General features: G+C 63.3%; 17 protein-coding genes. 7 read left to right on the top strand and 10 right to left on the bottom strand.

Going from position 1 to position 17,640, the window contains the following annotated elements:
• Positions 1-178 precede the first annotated feature (178 nt).
• Positions 179-1,141, top strand: coding sequence for a tartrate-resistant acid phosphatase type 5 family protein (locus P5205_03170; GenBank protein ID HSA09350.1), 963 nt, complete (start codon positions 179-181; stop codon positions 1,139-1,141).
• 72 nt (positions 1,142-1,213) lie between these two features.
• Positions 1,214-1,801 carry a tRNA (guanosine(46)-N7)-methyltransferase TrmB gene (gene trmB, locus P5205_03165; protein ID HSA09349.1) on the top strand — a complete coding sequence of 196 codons (588 nt, stop codon included), beginning with the start codon at positions 1,214-1,216 and terminating at the stop codon, positions 1,799-1,801.
• Between the two features lie 14 nt (positions 1,802-1,815).
• Here the strand turns inward: trmB and P5205_03160 are convergent, their stop codons facing one another.
• Genes P5205_03160 through P5205_03150 form a run of 3 tightly spaced genes read right to left on the bottom strand, consistent with a single transcriptional unit; the run spans position 1,816 to position 4,248 of the window.
• Positions 1,816-2,247, bottom strand: a complete 432-nt coding sequence (locus tag P5205_03160) for a phage holin family protein (GenBank protein HSA09348.1) — start codon at positions 2,245-2,247, stop codon at positions 1,816-1,818.
• Positions 2,244-3,218: a class I mannose-6-phosphate isomerase gene (locus P5205_03155; GenBank protein ID HSA09347.1), complete on the bottom strand. Its 975-nt coding sequence runs from the start codon at positions 3,216-3,218 to the stop codon at positions 2,244-2,246. Before P5205_03155 ends, P5205_03160 begins: the two co-directional genes overlap by 4 nt.
• Positions 3,219-3,255: 37 nt before the next feature.
• A complete protein-coding gene (locus tag P5205_03150) occupies positions 3,256-4,248 on the bottom strand; it encodes an acetyl-CoA carboxylase carboxyltransferase subunit alpha (protein HSA09346.1) in 993 nt (330 codons plus the stop codon).
• A 403-nt stretch (positions 4,249-4,651) separates the two neighbouring features.
• Here P5205_03150 and P5205_03145 point away from each other — a divergent pair, with 403 nt between their 5' ends.
• The 3 genes from P5205_03145 to P5205_03135 are packed head-to-tail and all read left to right on the top strand — an operon-like array spanning position 4,652 to position 6,530.
• On the top strand, positions 4,652-5,767 hold the full coding sequence (locus tag P5205_03145; GenBank protein ID HSA09345.1) for an exo-alpha-sialidase: 1,116 nt from the start codon (positions 4,652-4,654) through the stop codon (positions 5,765-5,767).
• On the top strand, positions 5,764-6,060 hold the full coding sequence (locus P5205_03140; protein HSA09344.1) for a MoaD/ThiS family protein: 297 nt from the start codon (positions 5,764-5,766) through the stop codon (positions 6,058-6,060). The genes P5205_03145 and P5205_03140 overlap by 4 nt, the downstream gene beginning before the upstream one ends.
• A gap of 2 nt (positions 6,061-6,062) precedes the next feature.
• A complete protein-coding gene (locus tag P5205_03135) occupies positions 6,063-6,530 on the top strand; it encodes a DoxX family protein (protein ID HSA09343.1) in 468 nt (155 codons plus the stop codon).
• Positions 6,531-6,542: 12 nt separating this feature from the next.
• On the opposite strand, the gene dnaB is transcribed toward P5205_03135, so the two are convergent.
• Positions 6,543-8,009, bottom strand: a complete 1,467-nt coding sequence (gene dnaB / locus P5205_03130; GenBank protein ID HSA09342.1) for a replicative DNA helicase — start codon at positions 8,007-8,009, stop codon at positions 6,543-6,545.
• Positions 8,010-8,159: 150 nt separating this feature from the next.
• Between dnaB and P5205_03125 the strand changes: the two genes are divergently transcribed.
• A complete protein-coding gene (locus tag P5205_03125; protein HSA09341.1) occupies positions 8,160-8,564 on the top strand; it encodes a helix-turn-helix transcriptional regulator in 405 nt (134 codons plus the stop codon).
• The gene (locus tag P5205_03120) at positions 8,561-9,604 is read left to right on the top strand and encodes a hypothetical protein (GenBank protein ID HSA09340.1); all 1,044 of its coding nucleotides are present in this window, start codon (positions 8,561-8,563) and stop codon (positions 9,602-9,604) included. Before P5205_03125 ends, P5205_03120 begins: the two co-directional genes overlap by 4 nt.
• Before the next feature lie 318 nt (positions 9,605-9,922).
• Here the strand turns inward: P5205_03120 and P5205_03115 are convergent, their stop codons facing one another.
• From P5205_03115 to P5205_03090, 6 genes are read right to left on the bottom strand one after another with little or no spacing between them, the layout of a single operon-like run.
• Complete coding sequence (locus P5205_03115; protein ID HSA09339.1) at positions 9,923-11,221, bottom strand: hypothetical protein; 1,299 nt, start codon at positions 11,219-11,221, stop codon at positions 9,923-9,925.
• Between the two features lie 37 nt (positions 11,222-11,258).
• A complete protein-coding gene (locus tag P5205_03110; protein ID HSA09338.1) occupies positions 11,259-12,896 on the bottom strand; it encodes a proteasome accessory factor PafA2 family protein in 1,638 nt (545 codons plus the stop codon).
• Positions 12,897-12,898: 2 nt separating this feature from the next.
• Positions 12,899-13,099, bottom strand: a complete 201-nt coding sequence (locus tag P5205_03105; GenBank protein ID HSA09337.1) for a hypothetical protein — start codon at positions 13,097-13,099, stop codon at positions 12,899-12,901.
• Complete coding sequence (locus P5205_03100) at positions 13,096-14,835, bottom strand: proteasome accessory factor PafA2 family protein (protein HSA09336.1); 1,740 nt, start codon at positions 14,833-14,835, stop codon at positions 13,096-13,098. Before P5205_03100 ends, P5205_03105 begins: the two co-directional genes overlap by 4 nt.
• Positions 14,836-14,848: 13 nt before the next feature.
• Positions 14,849-16,519, bottom strand: a complete 1,671-nt coding sequence (locus P5205_03095) for an AAA family ATPase (protein HSA09335.1) — start codon at positions 16,517-16,519, stop codon at positions 14,849-14,851.
• Positions 16,494-17,600 (bottom strand): hypothetical protein, encoded by a 1,107-nt coding sequence (locus P5205_03090; GenBank protein ID HSA09334.1) that lies wholly within the window; start codon positions 17,598-17,600, stop codon positions 16,494-16,496. The genes P5205_03095 and P5205_03090 overlap by 26 nt, the downstream gene beginning before the upstream one ends.
• Positions 17,601-17,640 lie beyond the last annotated feature (40 nt).

The raw sequence follows: 17,640 nt of genomic DNA, 5'->3' as shown, positions 1-17,640 counted from the left end.
CGCCGGCGGACCGGCCCCCATGCGCAAGGGAGTCTCACCTTATCCTAACCGTATCCACGCCGTATCCACACCGTGGATACAGCCTTGACACCTTGGGGCCGCCGCCGGAAACAGAATCCGTTGCAAGTGCCGCATCCCCAATGAATTAGCTGTAACGCCACCCGGTCGGAGGCCGTCTATGACTCGAATGATACCTTTTAAGTCCCGTTCGTGTCTGGCCGGCCCCTGGAAAAGGCAGCCGGCGTTGGCTGTAGTGCTGGCTCTCCTGGCTTTGGCCGCGCCACTCCCGGCGCAGAGCGCCGGCAGCCTCAACTTCCTGGTGATCAGCGACTGGGGAGGGAAGGGGGGAACCTCCCAGGTGGCGGTAGCCAGGCAGATGGGACGCACCGCGGCGGCCCGGAAAAGCAGCTTTGTGATCACCTGTGGCGATAACTACCACGCGAACGGCATCTCCAGCGAGCACAGCCCGCGGTGGAAAACCGAATTCGAAGACATCTACAAAGCCCCCTCGCTGGTGATCCCCTGGTACGCCTCGCTGGGCAACCACGACAATCGCGGCAACGCTGACGCCGAGATTGCCTACTCGAAGCTGAGTCCGCGCTGGAGGATGCCGGCGCGTTACTACACCCATACCGAGAGGATTGATGAGGCAAACGAGGTCCTGTTCGTTCATCTGGACACCTCGCCGTTTGTGACCGCCTACCACAAAAAGGGCTCGAGTTATCACGTGAAAGGCCAGGATCCCAAGGCGCAAGCGCGCTGGCTGGATTCAGTGCTGGCGGCGTCGCCGGCGTGCTGGAAGTTCGTGGTCGGACACCACCCGATTTACGCCGCGGCCGGCACCCACGGCGACACCAAAGAACTGGTGGCCGACGTGCTCCCCCTGCTGGAGAAGCATGGTGTGCAGGTCTATTTCTGTGGCCACGATCATGTGCTCCAACATCTGGTGCGCGGGAAGGTGAACTTCTTTGTTTGTGGCGGAGGCTCGCGGCCACGCGCCGTGCAGAGGCGATCGGATGTCCGCTTCGGCGCCGGGTCCCTGGGGTTCCTGTCCATGACAGTGTCCGCGGCCGAGGCGCGGGCGGCCTACATCAACGAAAAGGGAGAGGAACTCTACCAAACCTCAATCCCGGCGCGCTGAGTCGGCAGGGCACCCGGCCGCCGACCGCGGTTGAGGCTGACAGGACCAGCGCAATCTGAGACCATTGCCTGGATGAGCCTGCTTTATACGTTGCCCTCCATCGTGGAGCGGATTGACCTGGGGAAACTTTTCCCCCGGGCGCAACCGCTCGAGGTGGAGTTGGGCAGCGGCGACGGGTCATTCCTGGCGGAGTATGCGCAAGCGCACCCGGAGCGCAATTTCATCGGGGTGGAACGGCTGCTCGGCCGCATCCGGAAATTGGACCGCAAAGGACGGCGGGCCGGCCTGACCAACCTGCGCGGGGTGCGCATCGAATGTTCTTACCTGCTCGAATACCTGCTGCCGCCGGGCTCGGCGGAGGCGCTGCACATCTACTTCCCAGACCCGTGGCCAAAGCGCAAGCACCGGCGGCATCGCCTGATCAACGAGCGATTCCCCAGCCTGGCGCGGCAGGCACTGACGCCGGGCGGCAGGGTTTACCTGCGCACCGATGACGCGGACTATTTCCAGCAGATGCTGGGTGTGTTCGCCGCCGATGCGGCATTCCGCCCCGTGGAAACGCCCGGCGAGTTGGGGAACCTGGCGACTGACTTCGAGAAAGACTTCCTGGCACGCGGCGTGCAAATCCTCCGGGCCGCGTTCCAGAGCAGCCGCCGCTGACCCGCCCCCGCCCCTCAAACATCAATGACCGGGCCGCTGCCGCCCACGTCGGAATCCGGCGGCCGGTGCCGGTGCCTCAAGCTGACCCGGGCATGGCGGGCACCGACCAGCAGGTTCAACAGGAGCGAAACAACACTGATAATCAGCGCGCCGAAGAGCGCCGCGCCAAAACTGTCAATCTGGAAGCGTTGCGCCAGCAGGTAGCTCACGAAATAGAGCAACAGAGCGTTAATGACGAGCGTGAACAATCCCAGGGTGTAAATCAGCAGCGGCAGCGCCAGCAGCATCAGGGTGGGCCGAATGAACGCGTTGAGGATGCCAAGGATCAGAGAGGTGATGACGGGCGTCAGCAGGCTGCTATCGGTGAAGCGGATGCCCGGCACGATATAAACCGCCACCAGCACCGCCAGCGTGTTGATCGCCCAACCCTGGAGAAACTTCTTCACGCTTCGACCCGCAGAAACGCCGACGGTGTCTCGGCGTGCACCGCGACCTGCTCCAGGCTGGCCGGCACCAGGCAGAACTCGCCCGCCGCCAGCGGCAGCGTCGGCGCCCCGCGCCCATGGCCGATGCGCACCCGCCCGGTCAGCAGCGCGATCAATTGCATCTTCCCCCGCCGGAGCGCAAGACTGGCTCCCGCACCCGCCTCGCAAGCCTCGACGCTGAAGCTGGGATCGCTAACAAGCGGCCGCACTTTGTGCCCGCCGTGCTGGAGATACGCCAGCGGCAGCGGCGATGGCTCGAAGTCTTCGAAGTTGATGCTGGCCAGCGACTGCGGGATGTGCAGCTCGCGGGGTTTGCCATCCAGGCCGACACGGTTCCAATCGAACACCCGGTAGGTAGTGTCCGAATTCTGCTGGATCTCGAAGATGACCAGCCCCGCATCGAGCCCGTGGACCCGGCCACTGGGCATGAACATGGCGTCCCCCGGCCGCACCCTCACCCGGTGAAAACACTCTGCCACCTTGCCGTTCGCAAGCTTCCGTTCAAACTCGGCACGGGTGACGCCGTGCTTCAGACCGGCATAAAGCTCCGCATCCGGCGCGGCCTCCGCGACATACCACATCTCGGTTTTGGGCTCCCCCCCGAGCCGCCCCGCCACGGCCGCCGGCGGATGCACCTGCAGCGAGAGCTTCTCCCGCGCATCGAGAATCTTGCACAGCAGCGGGAATCGCCCAGCCTGGGGCCGGGCATCGCCGAGCAGGTCGGCCGCGTGATTCTCCGTGAGCCAATGCAAGTCCCTGCCCGCAAGCGGGCCATTGGCGATGACACTGACGTCCCCCGGCCGGTCGGCGATTTCCCACGATTCGCCGATGGGCACCCCCGGCGGCAGGGCCTTATGGTAAAGCCGTTCCAGCTCGCGCCCGCCCCAAACGCGCTCCTTGAAAATGGGCCGGAAGGTTAAAGGGTAGAGCATTCGGACCTGGCCTGGAGGCTTCGAACTTGCCGGCAGTTCAGCCCGCGGCATTCTCCGCTGTCGCGGGTTGGTTCTCGCTATAGCGCCCGAAGTTGCGAAACTTGGCGTAACGCTGCTCCAGGCGTTCGGCGACCGGCAGAGCTTTGAGCTGTTCGAGATGCTTGAGCAAATATTCCCGCAATGTCTGGGCCGCAGCGGCGCGATTCGCGTGCGCGCCACCCAGCGGCTCGGGGATAATCTCGTCCACCAGCCCCAGTTCCAACAGGTGTTTGGCGGTAATTTTGAGCGCCTCGGCCGCTTTGGCCGCCGCCGAGCGCTCCTTCCACAGAATCGCCGCGCAACCCTCCGGGCTGATGACCGAATAGTAGGCATTCTCCAGTATGAGAACCCGGTCCGCCACGCCAATGCCCAGCGCCCCGCCGGAGCCGCCTTCACCAATAACGGCGGCGATTATGGGAACCTCCATCACCATCATCTCGCGCAGGTTCACCGCGATCGCCTCCGCGATATGCCGCTCTTCCGCCCCAATGCCCGGATAGGCCCCCGCGGTGTCTATCAGCGTTACGATCGGCAGCCCAAACTTGTTGGCCAGGCGCATCAGCCGCAGCGCCTTGCGATACCCCTCCGGGTGCGCCGAACCGAAATTACGCCGGATGTTCTCCTTGGTGTCGCGGCCCTTTTGCGTCCCCATCACCATCACCTTGTGCTCCCCCAGGCAGGCAAAGCCCGCCACGATCGCGCGGTCTTCCGCAAACAGCCGGTCGCCGTGCAGCTCGCTGAACCCGCTAAACGCGGCCTGGATGTAGTCCAGCGTAAAGGGCCGCTTCGGGTGCCGCGCGATTTTGACCCGGTCCCACGCGCTGAGATTGGCAAATATCTGCCGTTTGGTTTCCTCCAGCTTCTTCTCAATCAACCGGACTTCATCTTCAACGCTGATATCCAGCGAGTGGGCCTCCGGGTGTTTCCTCAACTCCTCGAGCTTGTTCTGCAGCTCCACGATCGGCCGTTCAAAGTCGAGTTGATGTTTCACCTCCCTAGCCTAGTCATTTCGCCGCCCCCCGGCAACGGTCATTTCGTACATACAAAGAGCCGGATTCGCATCCAGCTCTTCGTGGTGACGAGACTTATACGCCTTCACCCAGGCGCTCAGAAGGGTAATGCGGCCAACTATTCGGTCGCTGTTCGAACCGCATTACAAGCAAAGCCTCTATGCTAACCCTAAACGAACAGCGAAATCTTCTCTCGCGCTACTCATATGATACCACCTTGCAGCAACCTGTTCAAATTATTTCTTTGCTCATTTTTCACTCGCTTCGCGCCCCCCTATCCGCCCTGACACGGTGCGCCCTATCTCACTCGCGGTTTATCACGAATTATGCTAAGCTGAAGCAGGTGAGCAGATTCAAGACAACCCTCCAGAACAGGAGCCCCGCATGAGCAGGGTGCGGGTCCTGGTTGGCACACGGAAAGGAGCGTTCGTCCTGACGGCGGACGGTGCCCGCAAACGATGGGAAGTCAGCGGCCCCCTTTTTGCCGGGTGGGAGATCTACCACATCAAGGGCTCGCCGATTCAGCCGGACCGGCTTTACGCCTCGCAGTGCAGCGGCTGGTTCGGGCAGAAAATCCAGCGCTCCGACGACGGGGGCCAGACCTGGGAGCCGGTCGGCGACAGGTTCGTCTATGACGGCGTCCCGGGCACTCATCTGTGGTATGACGGCACACAGCATCCCTGGGAGTTCAAGCGCGTCTGGCACTTGGAGCCGTCCCTCACGGACCCTGAGACCGTCTATGCCGGAGTGGAGGACGCGGCGCTGTTCCGGAGCACGGATGGCGGTCAGAACTGGGAGGAGTTGTCCGGACTGCGCGGCGCCAAGGGCCACCTCTGGCAGCCCGGCGCCGGCGGGATGTGTCTCCACACGATCCTCCAGGACCCGGCTCGTCCCGGGCGGATGTTCATCGCCATCTCAGCCGCCGGGGTCTTTCGCACCGATGATGCCGGCCAGACCTGGCGGCCGATGAACTCGGGCCTCACCTCACCTTACTCCCTGCCAGACCCCGATGCGGAAGTGGGCCACTGCGTCCACCGCATCGCCCTGCACCCCTCCCGCCCGGATGTGCTGTTCATGCAGAAACATTGGGATGTCATGCGCAGCGATAATGCCGGCGAGTCCTGGCAGGAGGTCAGCGGGAATCTGCCGTCCGATTTTGGCTTCCCCGTCGAGGTTCACGCGCACGAACCAGGCACCCTTTACGTCATCCCGATCAAGAGCGACACCGAGCACTTTCCGCCAGAGGGCAAGCTGCGGGTTTACCGCAGCCGGACCGGCGGGAACGAGTGGGAGGCGCTCACGCAGGGTCTCCCCCAAAGCGACTGCTACGTAAACGTGCTGCGCGACGCGATGGCGGTGGACTCGCTCGCGCCCTGCGGCGTGTACTTTGGCACCACGGGCGGACAGGTCTATGCCTCCGCCAACAGCGGCGACCGGTGGAGCCCGATCGTTCGCGATCTTCCTCCGGTGTTGTCGGTCGCGGTCCAGACGTTGCCATGATCCGGGTCCTGCTCCCAGCTCATTTGCGGACGCTGGCCCGCGTGGATGGCGAGGTGCGGCTCGAAGTGAACGGGCCGGCCACGCTCTGCTCAGTGCTGGACGCGCTCGAGGCCTCCTACCCTGTGCTGCGCGGGACGATCCGCGACCACGTCTCGCTGCGGCGCCGGCCCTTTGTGCGCTTTTTCGCCTGCGAACAGGACTTGTCCCAGGAGCCTGCCGACCGCCCGGTGCCGGAAGCGGTTGCCACAGGCGCGGAGCCATTCCTGATCGTGGGCGCTATGGCGGGAGGTTAACTATGATGCAACTACTCAAACCACTGCGGTTGTCTGCGCGCGTGTCCATTCCCCTGCTCTTAATCAGGCTGGTGGTCGGGCTCGCGTTCATGTTCCACGGCTACAGCAAGATTCGGCAGCCGTTCGGCTGGATGGGGCCGGATGCCACCATCCCGCCTTTCTTCCAGGCGCTGGCGGCCCTCGCGGAATTTGGGGGCGGGCTGGCCTGGATGCTCGGCGTGCTGACGCCCCTGGCTTCCTTCGGCCTCACCTGCACGATGGCGGTCGCCGTCTGGATGACGGCGATGGTGTTCCATCTGCCGTTCGTCGCACAGAAGGGTGGCGGTGCCGTTGAACTCCCCGCCACCTTTCTCTGCGTTGCTCTCCTGCTGCTGCTCGCCGGCCCGGGGCGCTTCTCCCTGGACCGCGTTCTCTTCGGCGAGCGAGGCGCCCCTGCGCCGGATCCCGAGCCGGGCAAGCCGGCGGGATGACGCTGATGCCGCTCAGTTCTCCATTGTCGGAACGTCCTCATCCGACACCGGGGCAGCGCTCTCGAAGCGGGTGTAGCCCTTCAGGAAGGTAAGGGCTACCTCCCCGGTGGGGCCGTTGCGGTGTTTGGCGATGAGCAGGTTGACGGCTATGCCCTCGGCGGGGCGCGCGTTGGCCGCCTGGTTTTCATCCTCCTCCTTGGCTTTGTAGAGCAACCCCACAAAGTCTGAATCCTGCTCAATCGCCCCCGATTCCCTCAGATCCGACAGGCGCGGCTTTCGCTTCTTGGGTTCCCGCTCGTAGTCCCGGTTCATCTGGCTCAGCACGATCACGGGGACCTTCAACTCCTTCGCCATCTCTTTGAGTCCGCTGGAGATCTCCGCCACTTCCTGGTGCCGGGCATCCAGCCGCATGTTTTCCGGATGCACCAGTTGAAGGTAATCCACAACGAACAACGCGATATTATATTTCTGTTTCATCCGCCGCGCTTTGGCCCGCAGCTCCAGGATGGTGATGCCGCCGGTGTCATCGATATACAACGGCGCTTTGGCCAGCGCGCTGGCCGCAACAGCCAGCCGGCGGAAGTCGGGATCTGCCAAAAACCCCTCGCGCACGTCGCTCAAGTTGACCCGGGCGCGCGAGCACAGCAGCCGCAGGCCCAGCGACTCCGCAGACATCTCCAGGCTGAACACGCCCACCGGCAAGCCCCGCCCCACCGCGACATGCTCGGCAATGTTCATGGCAAAGGAGGTCTTGCCGACGCTCGGCCGGGCGGCGATCACGATCATTTCACCGCCATTGAAACCGTTCGTGTATTTGCGGTCCAGGTCGCGAAAGCCGCTGGGGATTCCCTTGAGCTCGCCCTGCCGCTCGAACAGATCCTGGATCGTAGCCTGGGCCTGCCGCATAATATCCAGCATCCGGTTTTCAGCGACCCCAACCCGGTCACTGTTGATTTCCAGAATGTGGCGTTCAACCCGATCAAGGAGCTGCGGCACGTCTTGCGGGTTGTCGCGCACCCACGTCGCAATCTCGTCCGCCGCTTCCAGCACCCGCCGGAGCAGGTGCTTCTCGAGCACAATCCCCACGTAATACTCGAGGTTCGCCGCCGAAGGCACGGTGTCCGCCAACTGGGAGAGGTAGCCGACCCCGCCGATCTGGTCCAACTGGCCGCGGTCACGAAGGTGCTGCGATAACGTGATGATGTCTATCGCCGCCCCCTTCTCCGCCAGCGAGCGGATTGACTCAAAGACCGACCGATGCCGCAGGTCGTGGAAAACCTCGTTACTGCCTTTGAAAGCCTGCAAGCACTCGGGCAGCGAGTCCGCGGGGGAGAGCATTATGCACCCGAGCACCCCCTGCTCGGCCTCGAGGGATTGGGGCAGCCCGTGATCACCATGCTTCCCGGCCGGCCGCGCGTTGCGCAAGGTGCTCCGCAGGCTCGTCCCGTGTTGAAGAGTCGCTGTGTTATTATGGTTCATACTCCGAGCTCGCTGTAATGTTCGCTAACGAGAATATATTCGCTATACAGGACGTCAACCGCCAATTGTAAACATTTTATTCACATTGCGTGAATTTAGGCTTGCCGCCCCCGCCGCGCCTTTTACCCTTGCGGCCCTGAACACGTTGCAATGAACCCGGTTGGCGAACGAATCAGAAAACGGCGGAATGAGCTGGATTGGACCCAGGAGCGGCTGGCCAGCGAGTCCGGCCTGAGCAAGGGCTTCCTTTCGGACGTCGAGGCGGGCAAGCGCAGTGTCGGCGCCGACAGTCTCCTGGCCATTGCGAACGCCCTGGGGGTCAGTATGGACGAGTTGATGAAGGGCGAGCTGTTGGAACCGCAGAAAGGCGAGGTCCATATTCCAGCCTCGCTATCCCAGTTTGCCCGGACGGCCAATTTGACTTTTGCCCAGGCCCTGCTGCTGCTGGACCTGCAACGCCAGATCATCGCCCATCGTTCCCGCTCCAAGTCGGACGACCTGGAGAAGGTGGACTGGAAACGGTTCTACGAGGCGGTCAAGGCTTACGTGAAATGAGAGCGGCCGATCGAGACAGTCGGGTGGCGGAGATTGCCCGCCGGCTTGGCGTAGCCGGTGGGGAAGGGGTGGTAGGCGCCATCCTCGCCTTTTGCCGGCGGCTGGTGGAGGGTTGGGCGCTCGAGGACGGTGGCGTCCGCTCCGTCCAGGAACTGGAGCAGCTGGTTTGCCGGCGACTCCACCTTGAGTTCCAGGAGTTCTACCACCAGGAGGAATTGGACTCGATTGTTCGAAGCCACGTTGACGCCGGCGATGTGGTATTTGCGAGCCTGCCTTCGCTTTTTGACGATGAGACCTTTGCGACGTTGATTCGTTGCCGCGCGCGATCGGTTCTCCCCCGGCAGCGATATGTGGCCGTGATTGATTGCAGCGGGGCCAAGGCCCACCGCCGCTGGTTCAGCCGCTGGCACGAAATCGCCCATCTGCTGACCCTTGACGGTCCCACCGAGGTTCAACCCGTCCATCGGTCCACTTCCGCGCATTCAGCCGTTGAGCGGCTGATGGACAAGATCGCGGCGGAAATTGGGTTCTTCGAGCCGCTATTCGCGCCCGTTTTTGGGGCCGAGGTGCTTTCCCGAGGCCGCCTGGACTTTGCCGCCATTGACCTTGTCCGCCGGCGGTATGCGGTCGAGGCCAGTTTCCAGGCCACCGCGATCGCATGCCTGAGGCGGTGGCCCAAGCCGGCAATGTATCTGGAAGCCGGCCTGGGCATGACGGCGGCCGAAGCGCGTCAATTCGACCGGGAACCCATTCCCGCCAAGCGTCCGACGCCGAAGCTCCGGGTTTTGAAGGTCATCGGCAACGACGTTGCCGGCAAGCTGGCGCGCCGTCCTGTTCGACACATGCAGGTGCCCGTGCAGTCCATCATTCACCGGCTCTTCTTCTCGCGAGAGTCAATCCCCCCGGGGGCTACCCTGGTAAATGCAGAGGATCTGAGTCAATGGCGCAGCTCCAGCGGGCAGCAGCTTCCGGCCTGCCCGATCGCGGTTGAGGCGCGGACCGGACGGCGGCACATTGAGGCATTCATTCAGGTCATCTAACACGAAGCCGCTGTTCTGGAGGAATTGCCACAGGCGTTCGGCCCTGGCTGCGATGGTTTGCCCAACGAAACTGGACGTTTGCTGCCACCCCGCGAGCTACAGGCACTCTACACCTATGCCAACGACGGCGATGGGATGGCGCCAATGCGGCGGGACTACGGTGTGTATCCCATGGGGAGCGCTCCCCATGGGATACACACCGGGGCCCCTCCGGGGAGCCGCCGTAAACTCGGGCTATTTCAGAAGGATTGGGGCGACTCGGGCGACCTACTGCCGCTCAAAACTGGAACAGGATGGGGCTTTGCGGCTGCAGGCGGGTCACCGCAGCTCGGCACGGTAAAACACCTGCCGATCCGCCCCAATCGGAAGTCCGTTGGTGAAAGGAATCGTGTTGGTTGCGGTAGCTGTCCAGTGCTGAAAGTTGGTGGTCTCTTTCAGAACCGCCGTCTGGCCGCTGGCGCCCTGCACGATTATCTGGATTTGTCCCACAGGACTTTGCGCGGCCAGGAGTCGCGCCGTCCAGAGCGCTCGCAACTGTGCGAACAGGGCGCGCGGCTGCAGGACGTCGGGTGCGCCTCCGCCAACGGGTGAGATGCGGTGGATACCCCACCACTCCTCGTCTGCCCAGCCGTCAGGGAATGCGCCGGTGGCCCATCCATCAACGTTGTGGATTGTCGCGCTGCCCGATTTCCACCATTCATCGGCCCACTCGAAAACACAGCCGCCCGAGACAGCTGGCGCGTTGGCCGACAGTTCATTGCACAGGGAGACAACGAAATCGGCCTGCGCGCCAGCGTTGTCCGCATACTCGGCGGCGATGCGGCGATCATAGGCGTCCATGCCGAATTCGGTCACCAGCAACGGTTTTGCACTGGCGGCAGCGTAATCCGTGAACAGGGTGCCGAAGCTGTCGCCCCGATAAACCTGCAGACACCAGACGTTGAAATTGGTCATGATCGCGTCGAAGGAGGAGATGCTGCCCGGCAAGTCCACGTCGCCAAGGGCAGTTGAGATAAGATGGTTCGTGTCATGCTGGCGGATGGCCCCGGCAATGCGGTTGAGGGCTGCCCAGAAGGCCGGGTTTTGCCGGTTCGCCTCGCTCCAATTCAGCTCGTTGCCCAAAAGGTAGCCGAGGACCGCAGGATGGTGCATGACGTTGGTGACCAGTGTCACCCAGGCGGCAGCAACCGCATTTACGGCAGCGGTGTTGCTCCAGTCAGTGAGCGGGTCAATCCAGCGATTGAGCAGGACGTAGATCGGCCGCTGCCCGCCATTGTAAGCCGCGTCGAAGAAGCCGGAGTGATCCGCCGCTGGTTCCCAGCCATAGATCCGCACGCAATTCCCCCCCATTCGTCGTATTTGCGGGAGGTCGCGGGCATAAATGGCCTGGTGGTTCGCTGTGAAATAATCCCCGTAAGGAACCGCGTCGCCTGCGCCACCGACAGGCGTGGGCGCATAACACACGCCGCGCACCTGAAAGGCCGCCCCGCCAACGAGAATCTGCCTGCCGCTCACAGTCACCGCGCCGGCGCACACAGGCGCTTTCTGAAGCCAAAGGCAGCCCGCCACGGCGGCCACGGTGAGAAACGATCTTCGCATCGCTATCCAGTTCATCATATCACATTAATTCTGTTTTTTCAGCAGACTTCTTGCTTTAGAAGAGAACGTTATCGTTCAGCACCTCCCAGAGCGGGGGGCGAGGACCCCGGGATGGGCCCGGCCGCCGTGCCGGCCTGGGCGGGGCGGCTTTCCAGTCGGCATGCTGGGCGAACGGGTCGGATAGATCCAGCATCCGGTCTTGGGGCTGGTCCCAGATGGCCCTCCAATCGCAGATGCAGCCTTCGCGATTGGCATTGGTGCTGCCAAGGCGGCGCACGCATTCTCCCCGGAGCTTCGCCCGGCCAATGGCGGGAGGAAACTCCCTCGCCTGCTCGACGTTGTCCACGCCGGGCATGTGGTGATCCAGCACGCCCGACTGGTCGAGTTGGGAGAGGATCCCGGCGCTCCCCAATTGGCCAAGCCGCGTGTCCAATTCGAACATGCGGCTGCGCAAGGTTTGGAACTTGCTGAATCCTTCGGCCGATGTGCCCCGTAGGCGCAATTGAGGCGCGAGTTCCGGCGGCGCCTCCTCGATTAAGATCTCTTCACCCCGCAGAAACGCCAGCGCGGCGATTTCCGGAGGCGGCGTTGCCGTGTTCAGCAACCTCCCATTCATCTCGGCGACGCGGTTCCATTTTCGCAGGGTCCGCCAGCTAAAGCCCTGCGACCGCAAGAACTGGGTGAAAATGCTATGGCGGATGGCCCAGTCCAGACGGGTGGCAACGGCCTCCGGACCGCCCGACGCCAGCAACTCCAGCGCCTGCCGCCATTGCCGGCAAACCTCCTCCGCCCAAGGGGGCATAAAGGAGTCGTGCAGATGCGCTTCAGCCTGGGCGAGGTAGCAACGCTGGATGCCCACGGCAGTGAGAAACTCTCCCGGGACCGTCCTGGCGGTCTTCGTGCAGCCAGGATCACTGGCGAACACCCGCATCGCCTCCAGGGGCTCGCGCAGCATCACTTGAGCTCCCGGCCTCAGCCCCGCTTCAATCATGGCCACGACGAGCGCCGTGGTGCCAACTCGCAGAAAGATCGCCCACTCTGAATACAGGCTCTCCGAACATATCAGGTGGAGGCGATGATATCCCTCGGAGCTTAGCGGTTCGTTCTTGGTGTGGAGCACCCCGCGGCCATGCGTTGATTCGAGCGACGACACCGCAGTCAAGTGCGGCACACGCGGCGACAGCGTAAAGTGGATTCCGTGGGAATTGGACTCGAAACCACCAGCGCCCGTGTAGATGATCCGGCTGACCAAATGCGGGATCAAATACTGCCGAAACAAATTTGGATTGGCGCGGTGGAGGTAGGACTCATGCGACCCCCAGGTGTTTCCCGATCCGCTGTAATCAACGTTTTGCCTGAAGAGGCACGCCTGGCCGATCGTGACCTGGCTCTGGACCACCTCTGCTGCCAGCTCCTCCAGCAACTTTTCCCCGGCCTTAACGTAACGAACGGCATCCCACGGATTAGCCAGCTCCGGACTGGCGAATTCCGGATGGCACCCGCAATCCACGTAAAACCGCGCGCCGTTGGTCAGGAACATGCCGCTGGAGTGCGCATCCGGCAGGTGGATCAGCCGCCGGCGCGCGGCGGCGAGCAACTTTTCGACGGCCGGGGACTGGATGATACGGCGCCCTTGCCGATCCAACAGCGCGAACGCGTATTCGGTCTCAAGGCCGAAGAGCCGCTCGGCCACGATTACTGCCCTCCTTGCTGCCGCATGGAGGCATTAAACGCCTGGCTGTTGCCCGAGAGGGCATTCCGGATCGCGGCATCCGCCGCCGCCTGCAAGGCGGCGGCCCGGCGACGCAAATCGTTGAGGCCGCTGGCGTCGGGGCTGCCAGCTGCCGGTTCGGGAGCTCGGTTCGATTCACTGTGCGTTCTTTCAAGTTCACTCATAGCTTTGAATGTGGCGGTTGGTCATTACCGGACTCATCGGTCCGGTCAGACTGGGGGCTTGTTGCGTTGGCAGGTTGGTAATTCGATGCGACCCAATACTGGCCGGCGGCATAGACTGGCTGGGGATCACAGGCAGGGGCGTCGAGAAGATCCAAGGCCTCATGCAGATCTTCGCTGCGGCGGAAGACCACCTCGGTATCGTCCCGGGTGAAAGCTAAAGGATTGGCCAGCCTGACTGTCCGGCGGAAGCCAGCGCCGCTCAGCCCGCGGAACTCGAACGTGATCTTGTCCCAGTCAACCTCCGCCACAGTTGCCGGATCGGCCAGGCGCAGCAGGTGGGCACGCGTCCAGGCCCGGGTGTTGACCGGGGGCTCCTGGGTGAACTTGCGAACCTGCTCCTCCGACACGCCGACATGATCAACGGCGCCCGCCTGGTCGCACGCCCAAAACAGACCTTCCCCCAGATCGGCGTACTTGAAATCCAGGTGTTTGATTTCGGGGCTGCCCCAGTTGAGCTTGGGGTGCTGGTGCATGGCCCGCTGCAGCAATTGCAGCTTCAGCACCCAATCGAGACGGGTGGCGAGCGCCGCGAAATCGCGGCGGCCAAGCTTGTCCAGCGTATCCCCCCATAACTCCATAATCCCCCGTGCCGCGGGGACAATCCCCTCGCAGCCGCCGCTTTCCACGAAACGCGCCGCCTGGTCGAAAAAGCGTCGCTGCAGTTCGAGCGCGGTCACTTGTTCCCCTGTGAGCAACCCGGCGCGGGCCGTCAGGGATGGATCCCTGCTCCAGCGGGCGACCGTTTCCACCGGATCATCCAAAATCAACTCCAGATGCCTGCCGGTCTCGTCCCGTTCAAGCAGTCCGAGCATGATCTGCATCAGGCCGGCCCGCAAAACGATGGAGGCTGGACAGAGTGTCGCATCGAAGAAGATGCTGTGCAGCCGGGCAAAGCGATCCGCCGGGCTCCCAAGGCTCGTAAGGCTGCCGCACAGCGCTTCGTCGCGGCTGTTGACCAGCGGGCGATTGTAAGTGGTTTGGGGGCCCACCAGGCACTCGAAAAAGGAAGCCCTCTGGGACAGTTCATACCAGCCATTGCTCTCGCCGCCGTTTCCGCGGCCGGAGTTCACCATGCCCTGCCCGGTGAGGATGATGCTGGAAACCTGGAATGAGGCCAGCATCAGCAACTCATGCAGGCGGCGGTGGAACAGCCGATTCCACGCCGCGCGTGTCATCAATACATTCAGGTGCGAGCCGTAGGAATGCCCCTGTCCATCCTGGTTATTGACCACTACCACGAGTTTGAGGCCCTCGGGCAACTTTGCGTTAGCTGCCTGCAGGGCTGCGCGCACAATTCGCAGCATCGCGTGGGTGGCCGCCGCGAAGTCATATGCGTTCAAAATTTCAGGCGCACACCATTCTAGATGCGCCAGGTCAATGTAAACGGCACCGCCGTTGACCGGCAGAAACTTCCGGCCCCAGTCTTGAGGATTGGTTCCGGCCGACTGGAACTGGCCAGGCTGGTCCCACCAGGCGCCGGTGAGGCCCGAGTCAAGGAAGGGCAACCCTTCGATCTCCCTCAGCAGGGCGCGCGAGGCCACCTCCCCGGTGCCACGTTCATCATCCACGCCCAGAATGAAGTTGCCCAGCTCGACGTCGGCACCGAGCAACTTCGGCGCCGCGCCCGCGTCGGACAACCCCAGGGCAGTTGATCGGCTGACTGGTTTGTTTGACATGCGAGGCGGCCTTTTATACGGGGTCCAGGGATAGATAGCGCCGGGCGTTGGACACCTTGCGCACCACCGGTTCGACGCTGACCACGTCAACGTCCTGTGGGAGGTTGCCGAGGTGAATATGCGCGTTGACCGGGGTCAGCAGGGTGCGCAGCCGCTCCATGCTCTCAGCCACCGCCTGCTCCATATCGTCGGCGTTGACGCCGGCCTCGCCCCCGCGCAGCTCGCGGACGAACGCGCGGCGGCACGCGCTGGCGCACATCTGCTGCAATAACCGGCCACTGACCAGTTCCCGGGCGGTGATCGTGCGCTCGGTGTTGTCCCGAAAGCGGATGCGGCAAAGCGTGTTGTCCGCGTTGGGCGCGTAGAGGAGCGAGACGGCGGTCTCGATGATCTCGTCGCGCGTGCCGGCGGCCAGCTCGCCGTTGGGCGAGAAGGGCAATGAGGCTGGCAAGTGAATGTCCAGAATGGCCTTGGCCGTGGTCTCATCGGGGCGGCCGACCGGGATCTCCAAAGCGAAGCGAGCCAGTAGTGAGGGATCCAGTAAATCTTTACGGTTGGTGGCCGCAATGATGGCAACATCCTGGCGGTCTTCAAAACCCTCCAGTTCGGCCAGCAGCGCCGCGAGGTGCTTATCGCTGTGGATGTTGGCGAAATGCCCCCTCGCGCGGCCGAAGCTCTCGAGTTCGTCAAGTAATAAATAGCTTACCCCGTCCCGGGCCGCCTCCCGCAGAACTTTGAACGTGTCCCGTATGGCCTTCTGGGTCACACCGACGTAGGGAGACTCCCAGGCCGCCGGCTTGACCACGCCAAAGCGAGCCCGGCGGCCGCTCAGACGCGCGACCTCGCTCGCCACGATGCGGGTCATGTAGGTCTTGCCGCATCCCGGAGGTCCGACCAGCAGAATGGAGTTTCGGCCGCTGAGCCGGTAGCGGCGGGCCATTTCCGGGGCGACCACGAGCGCGCTCAGCGCGGTGAGCATCGCGTCATAGGGGGCATCCAGCCCCCCGAGCAGCGTGCGGGGAAGATCGGGAATCTCCTCGAGCATGAACTCCTTCCCCTGGGCGCCCTCCACTTTCGCAAACGCCATCCAGATCGCGCGGTCGAAGCGAACCAGATCCCCGGCTTGCAGCCCGGAGTCGGCGAGCGAATGCGCCGGCTGGAGCACAAGCTCCTCGTCCCGGCTGTTCACCACCAGCTGGCCGTCGCTGGTGCGGCGGTCGAATACGCCGAGCTCGCCGAACCGCGGCGGGCCCTCCGGCGAGATGCCGGTGATCATGTTCAACTCGTGACTCAGGAAGACCTGGTCGCCCGGGTGCAAGGACGCAGCCTTGATCTCCGGCGCCAGCTCCACAACCCGGCGGCTGCCCCCCTGATGCACGATGGCGCGCGACCCGGTCTTGGCGGCTAGCGGCGCCAGGTAGACCGCGGAGAACCAGGGAGCAGCGAGCACTTTATCCACGATGCTCTTGAGTTCGGCCTGAGACTTCCCGGCCTGCTTCAGACCAAGCCGGGCCTGGTCCACCTGCTCCAGCAGGCTTTGGTCGATCAAGTCACTCATCTCGGCGGACTGTTGGCGCAGCGCCTTTATCTGCGCTTGCCGCTGGCCAATGGGCAGCTCCGCCCGGAAGCACATGCGAATCAAGTCTAAGGCGATCGGATCAGGAATTGGTGCAGGTCGTTTCATGGATATCGGAGTTAATGATGGACGCCGTCTGGGGCTCCGGGAGCCGCCGCGCGGCGTCGGGGTTGGTTATGTAGAAACCGCGCTGGACGATCTGGGCCCGGTCCCAGCCGTACATGGTTATTTTCAAACCGGAGAAGGTGCCGGTGACCAGAAGCGCGACACAGTGAGCCTGGGAGAATCCAACGCGGTGTAAATCGCAATCCGCACTGGAAAAAAATGGCGTATTGAACAAGCACCGCAACTTGGCCTCGGGCGAGCATTCCTTTTTGCACCAGTGCGGCGCGCCCGGGTGATTATGCATCCAGCCCACAAATTGCTCCCCCGCCCCCCGCAAGCTTAAGGCAGCCTGGACCGCAGCCCAGGTCTCCGCGGTGAACGTAACTTTGGCGGACTCCGACAAGGTATGGCGCGCCGGAATTAGGGCAGTGACTTTCAAGAACAATTCCCGCGATCTCGCATCCCGGTGCATCTTGCCGATGAGAACCGCCCCAAGCTCGACGTGGCCGGCCCTCTCGGCCAGGGTCAACGCCTCGTCAAGGGTCGCCTGCGGCACGAACACGGGCATCTGCCCGGAGCCGACGTCTCCGAAAGCCGCCGCCTGTGTCAGCTCGTCCTCGATCGAGCCCGGGGCCAGTGCCATCGGGACAGGCAACTCCTCAATCTGGAGCGGATCGGGATCCTGGCGTTCTGCATCCGCGGAAATTGGGAACGCAAGCACGGCGTAGGTGAACAGCTCCCCGGAAGCGATCTTCTTCTGCGCCACAAGAGTGTTCCCAAGCCGCATGGCCTTCGGCCGGAAGAAACTGCTCGGGATATCCGTCGTAATCGTGGGCATCGCCTTTGCCCGCAAGGTCACGCGCAACCCCTCGACGTAAGGCGCTCCCGCGCTGGCGTGCCAAATGGGGGCAATGCGGGGTTCCGCCTCGGCGGCCAGTTCCGGGTTCAACCAGCGACGCAGCGCGGTAAACCGGCCCCACTCGGCGGCCGGCCCGAGGTCAAGGTCCGCCGCGAAGTGACCAAGAGACGGCCCGCCCTGGCCGCGGTAGGCAGCGAAGCAGTAGCGGTAGGATTTCGGCGGCATAGAAAAAGGGGGGCGGCGGCGGACCGCCGCCCCGTGACCG

It is taken from the genome of Candidatus Paceibacterota bacterium (assembly GCA_035452965.1).
In the GTDB taxonomy this organism is placed as follows: Bacteria; Verrucomicrobiota; Verrucomicrobiia; order Limisphaerales; family UBA8199; genus UBA8199.
The sequence above is the reverse complement of the archived record's forward strand: the minus strand, read 5'-3'. Positions and strand labels throughout refer to the sequence as shown.

Coding starts and splice junctions, on each gene's coding strand:
- P5205_03145 (HSA09345.1), top strand. CDS start 4,652: ATGAGCAGGGTGCGGGTCCTGGTTGGCACACGGAAAGGAGCGTTCGTC.
- P5205_03090 (HSA09334.1), bottom strand. CDS start 17,600: ATGCCGCCGAAATCCTACCGCTACTGCTTCGCTGCCTACCGCGGCCAG.
- P5205_03125 (HSA09341.1), top strand. CDS start 8,160: ATGAACCCGGTTGGCGAACGAATCAGAAAACGGCGGAATGAGCTGGAT.
- P5205_03170 (HSA09350.1), top strand. CDS start 179: ATGACTCGAATGATACCTTTTAAGTCCCGTTCGTGTCTGGCCGGCCCC.
- P5205_03095 (HSA09335.1), bottom strand. CDS start 16,519: ATGAAACGACCTGCACCAATTCCTGATCCGATCGCCTTAGACTTGATT.
- P5205_03100 (HSA09336.1), bottom strand. CDS start 14,835: ATGTCAAACAAACCAGTCAGCCGATCAACTGCCCTGGGGTTGTCCGAC.
- P5205_03135 (HSA09343.1), top strand. CDS start 6,063: ATGATGCAACTACTCAAACCACTGCGGTTGTCTGCGCGCGTGTCCATT.
- P5205_03140 (HSA09344.1), top strand. CDS start 5,764: ATGATCCGGGTCCTGCTCCCAGCTCATTTGCGGACGCTGGCCCGCGTG.
- dnaB (HSA09342.1), bottom strand. CDS start 8,009: ATGAACCATAATAACACAGCGACTCTTCAACACGGGACGAGCCTGCGG.
- P5205_03115 (HSA09339.1), bottom strand. CDS start 11,221: ATGATGAACTGGATAGCGATGCGAAGATCGTTTCTCACCGTGGCCGCC.
- P5205_03155 (HSA09347.1), bottom strand. CDS start 3,218: ATGCTCTACCCTTTAACCTTCCGGCCCATTTTCAAGGAGCGCGTTTGG.
- P5205_03120 (HSA09340.1), top strand. CDS start 8,561: ATGAGAGCGGCCGATCGAGACAGTCGGGTGGCGGAGATTGCCCGCCGG.
- P5205_03105 (HSA09337.1), bottom strand. CDS start 13,099: ATGAGTGAACTTGAAAGAACGCACAGTGAATCGAACCGAGCTCCCGAA.
- trmB (HSA09349.1), top strand. CDS start 1,214: ATGAGCCTGCTTTATACGTTGCCCTCCATCGTGGAGCGGATTGACCTG.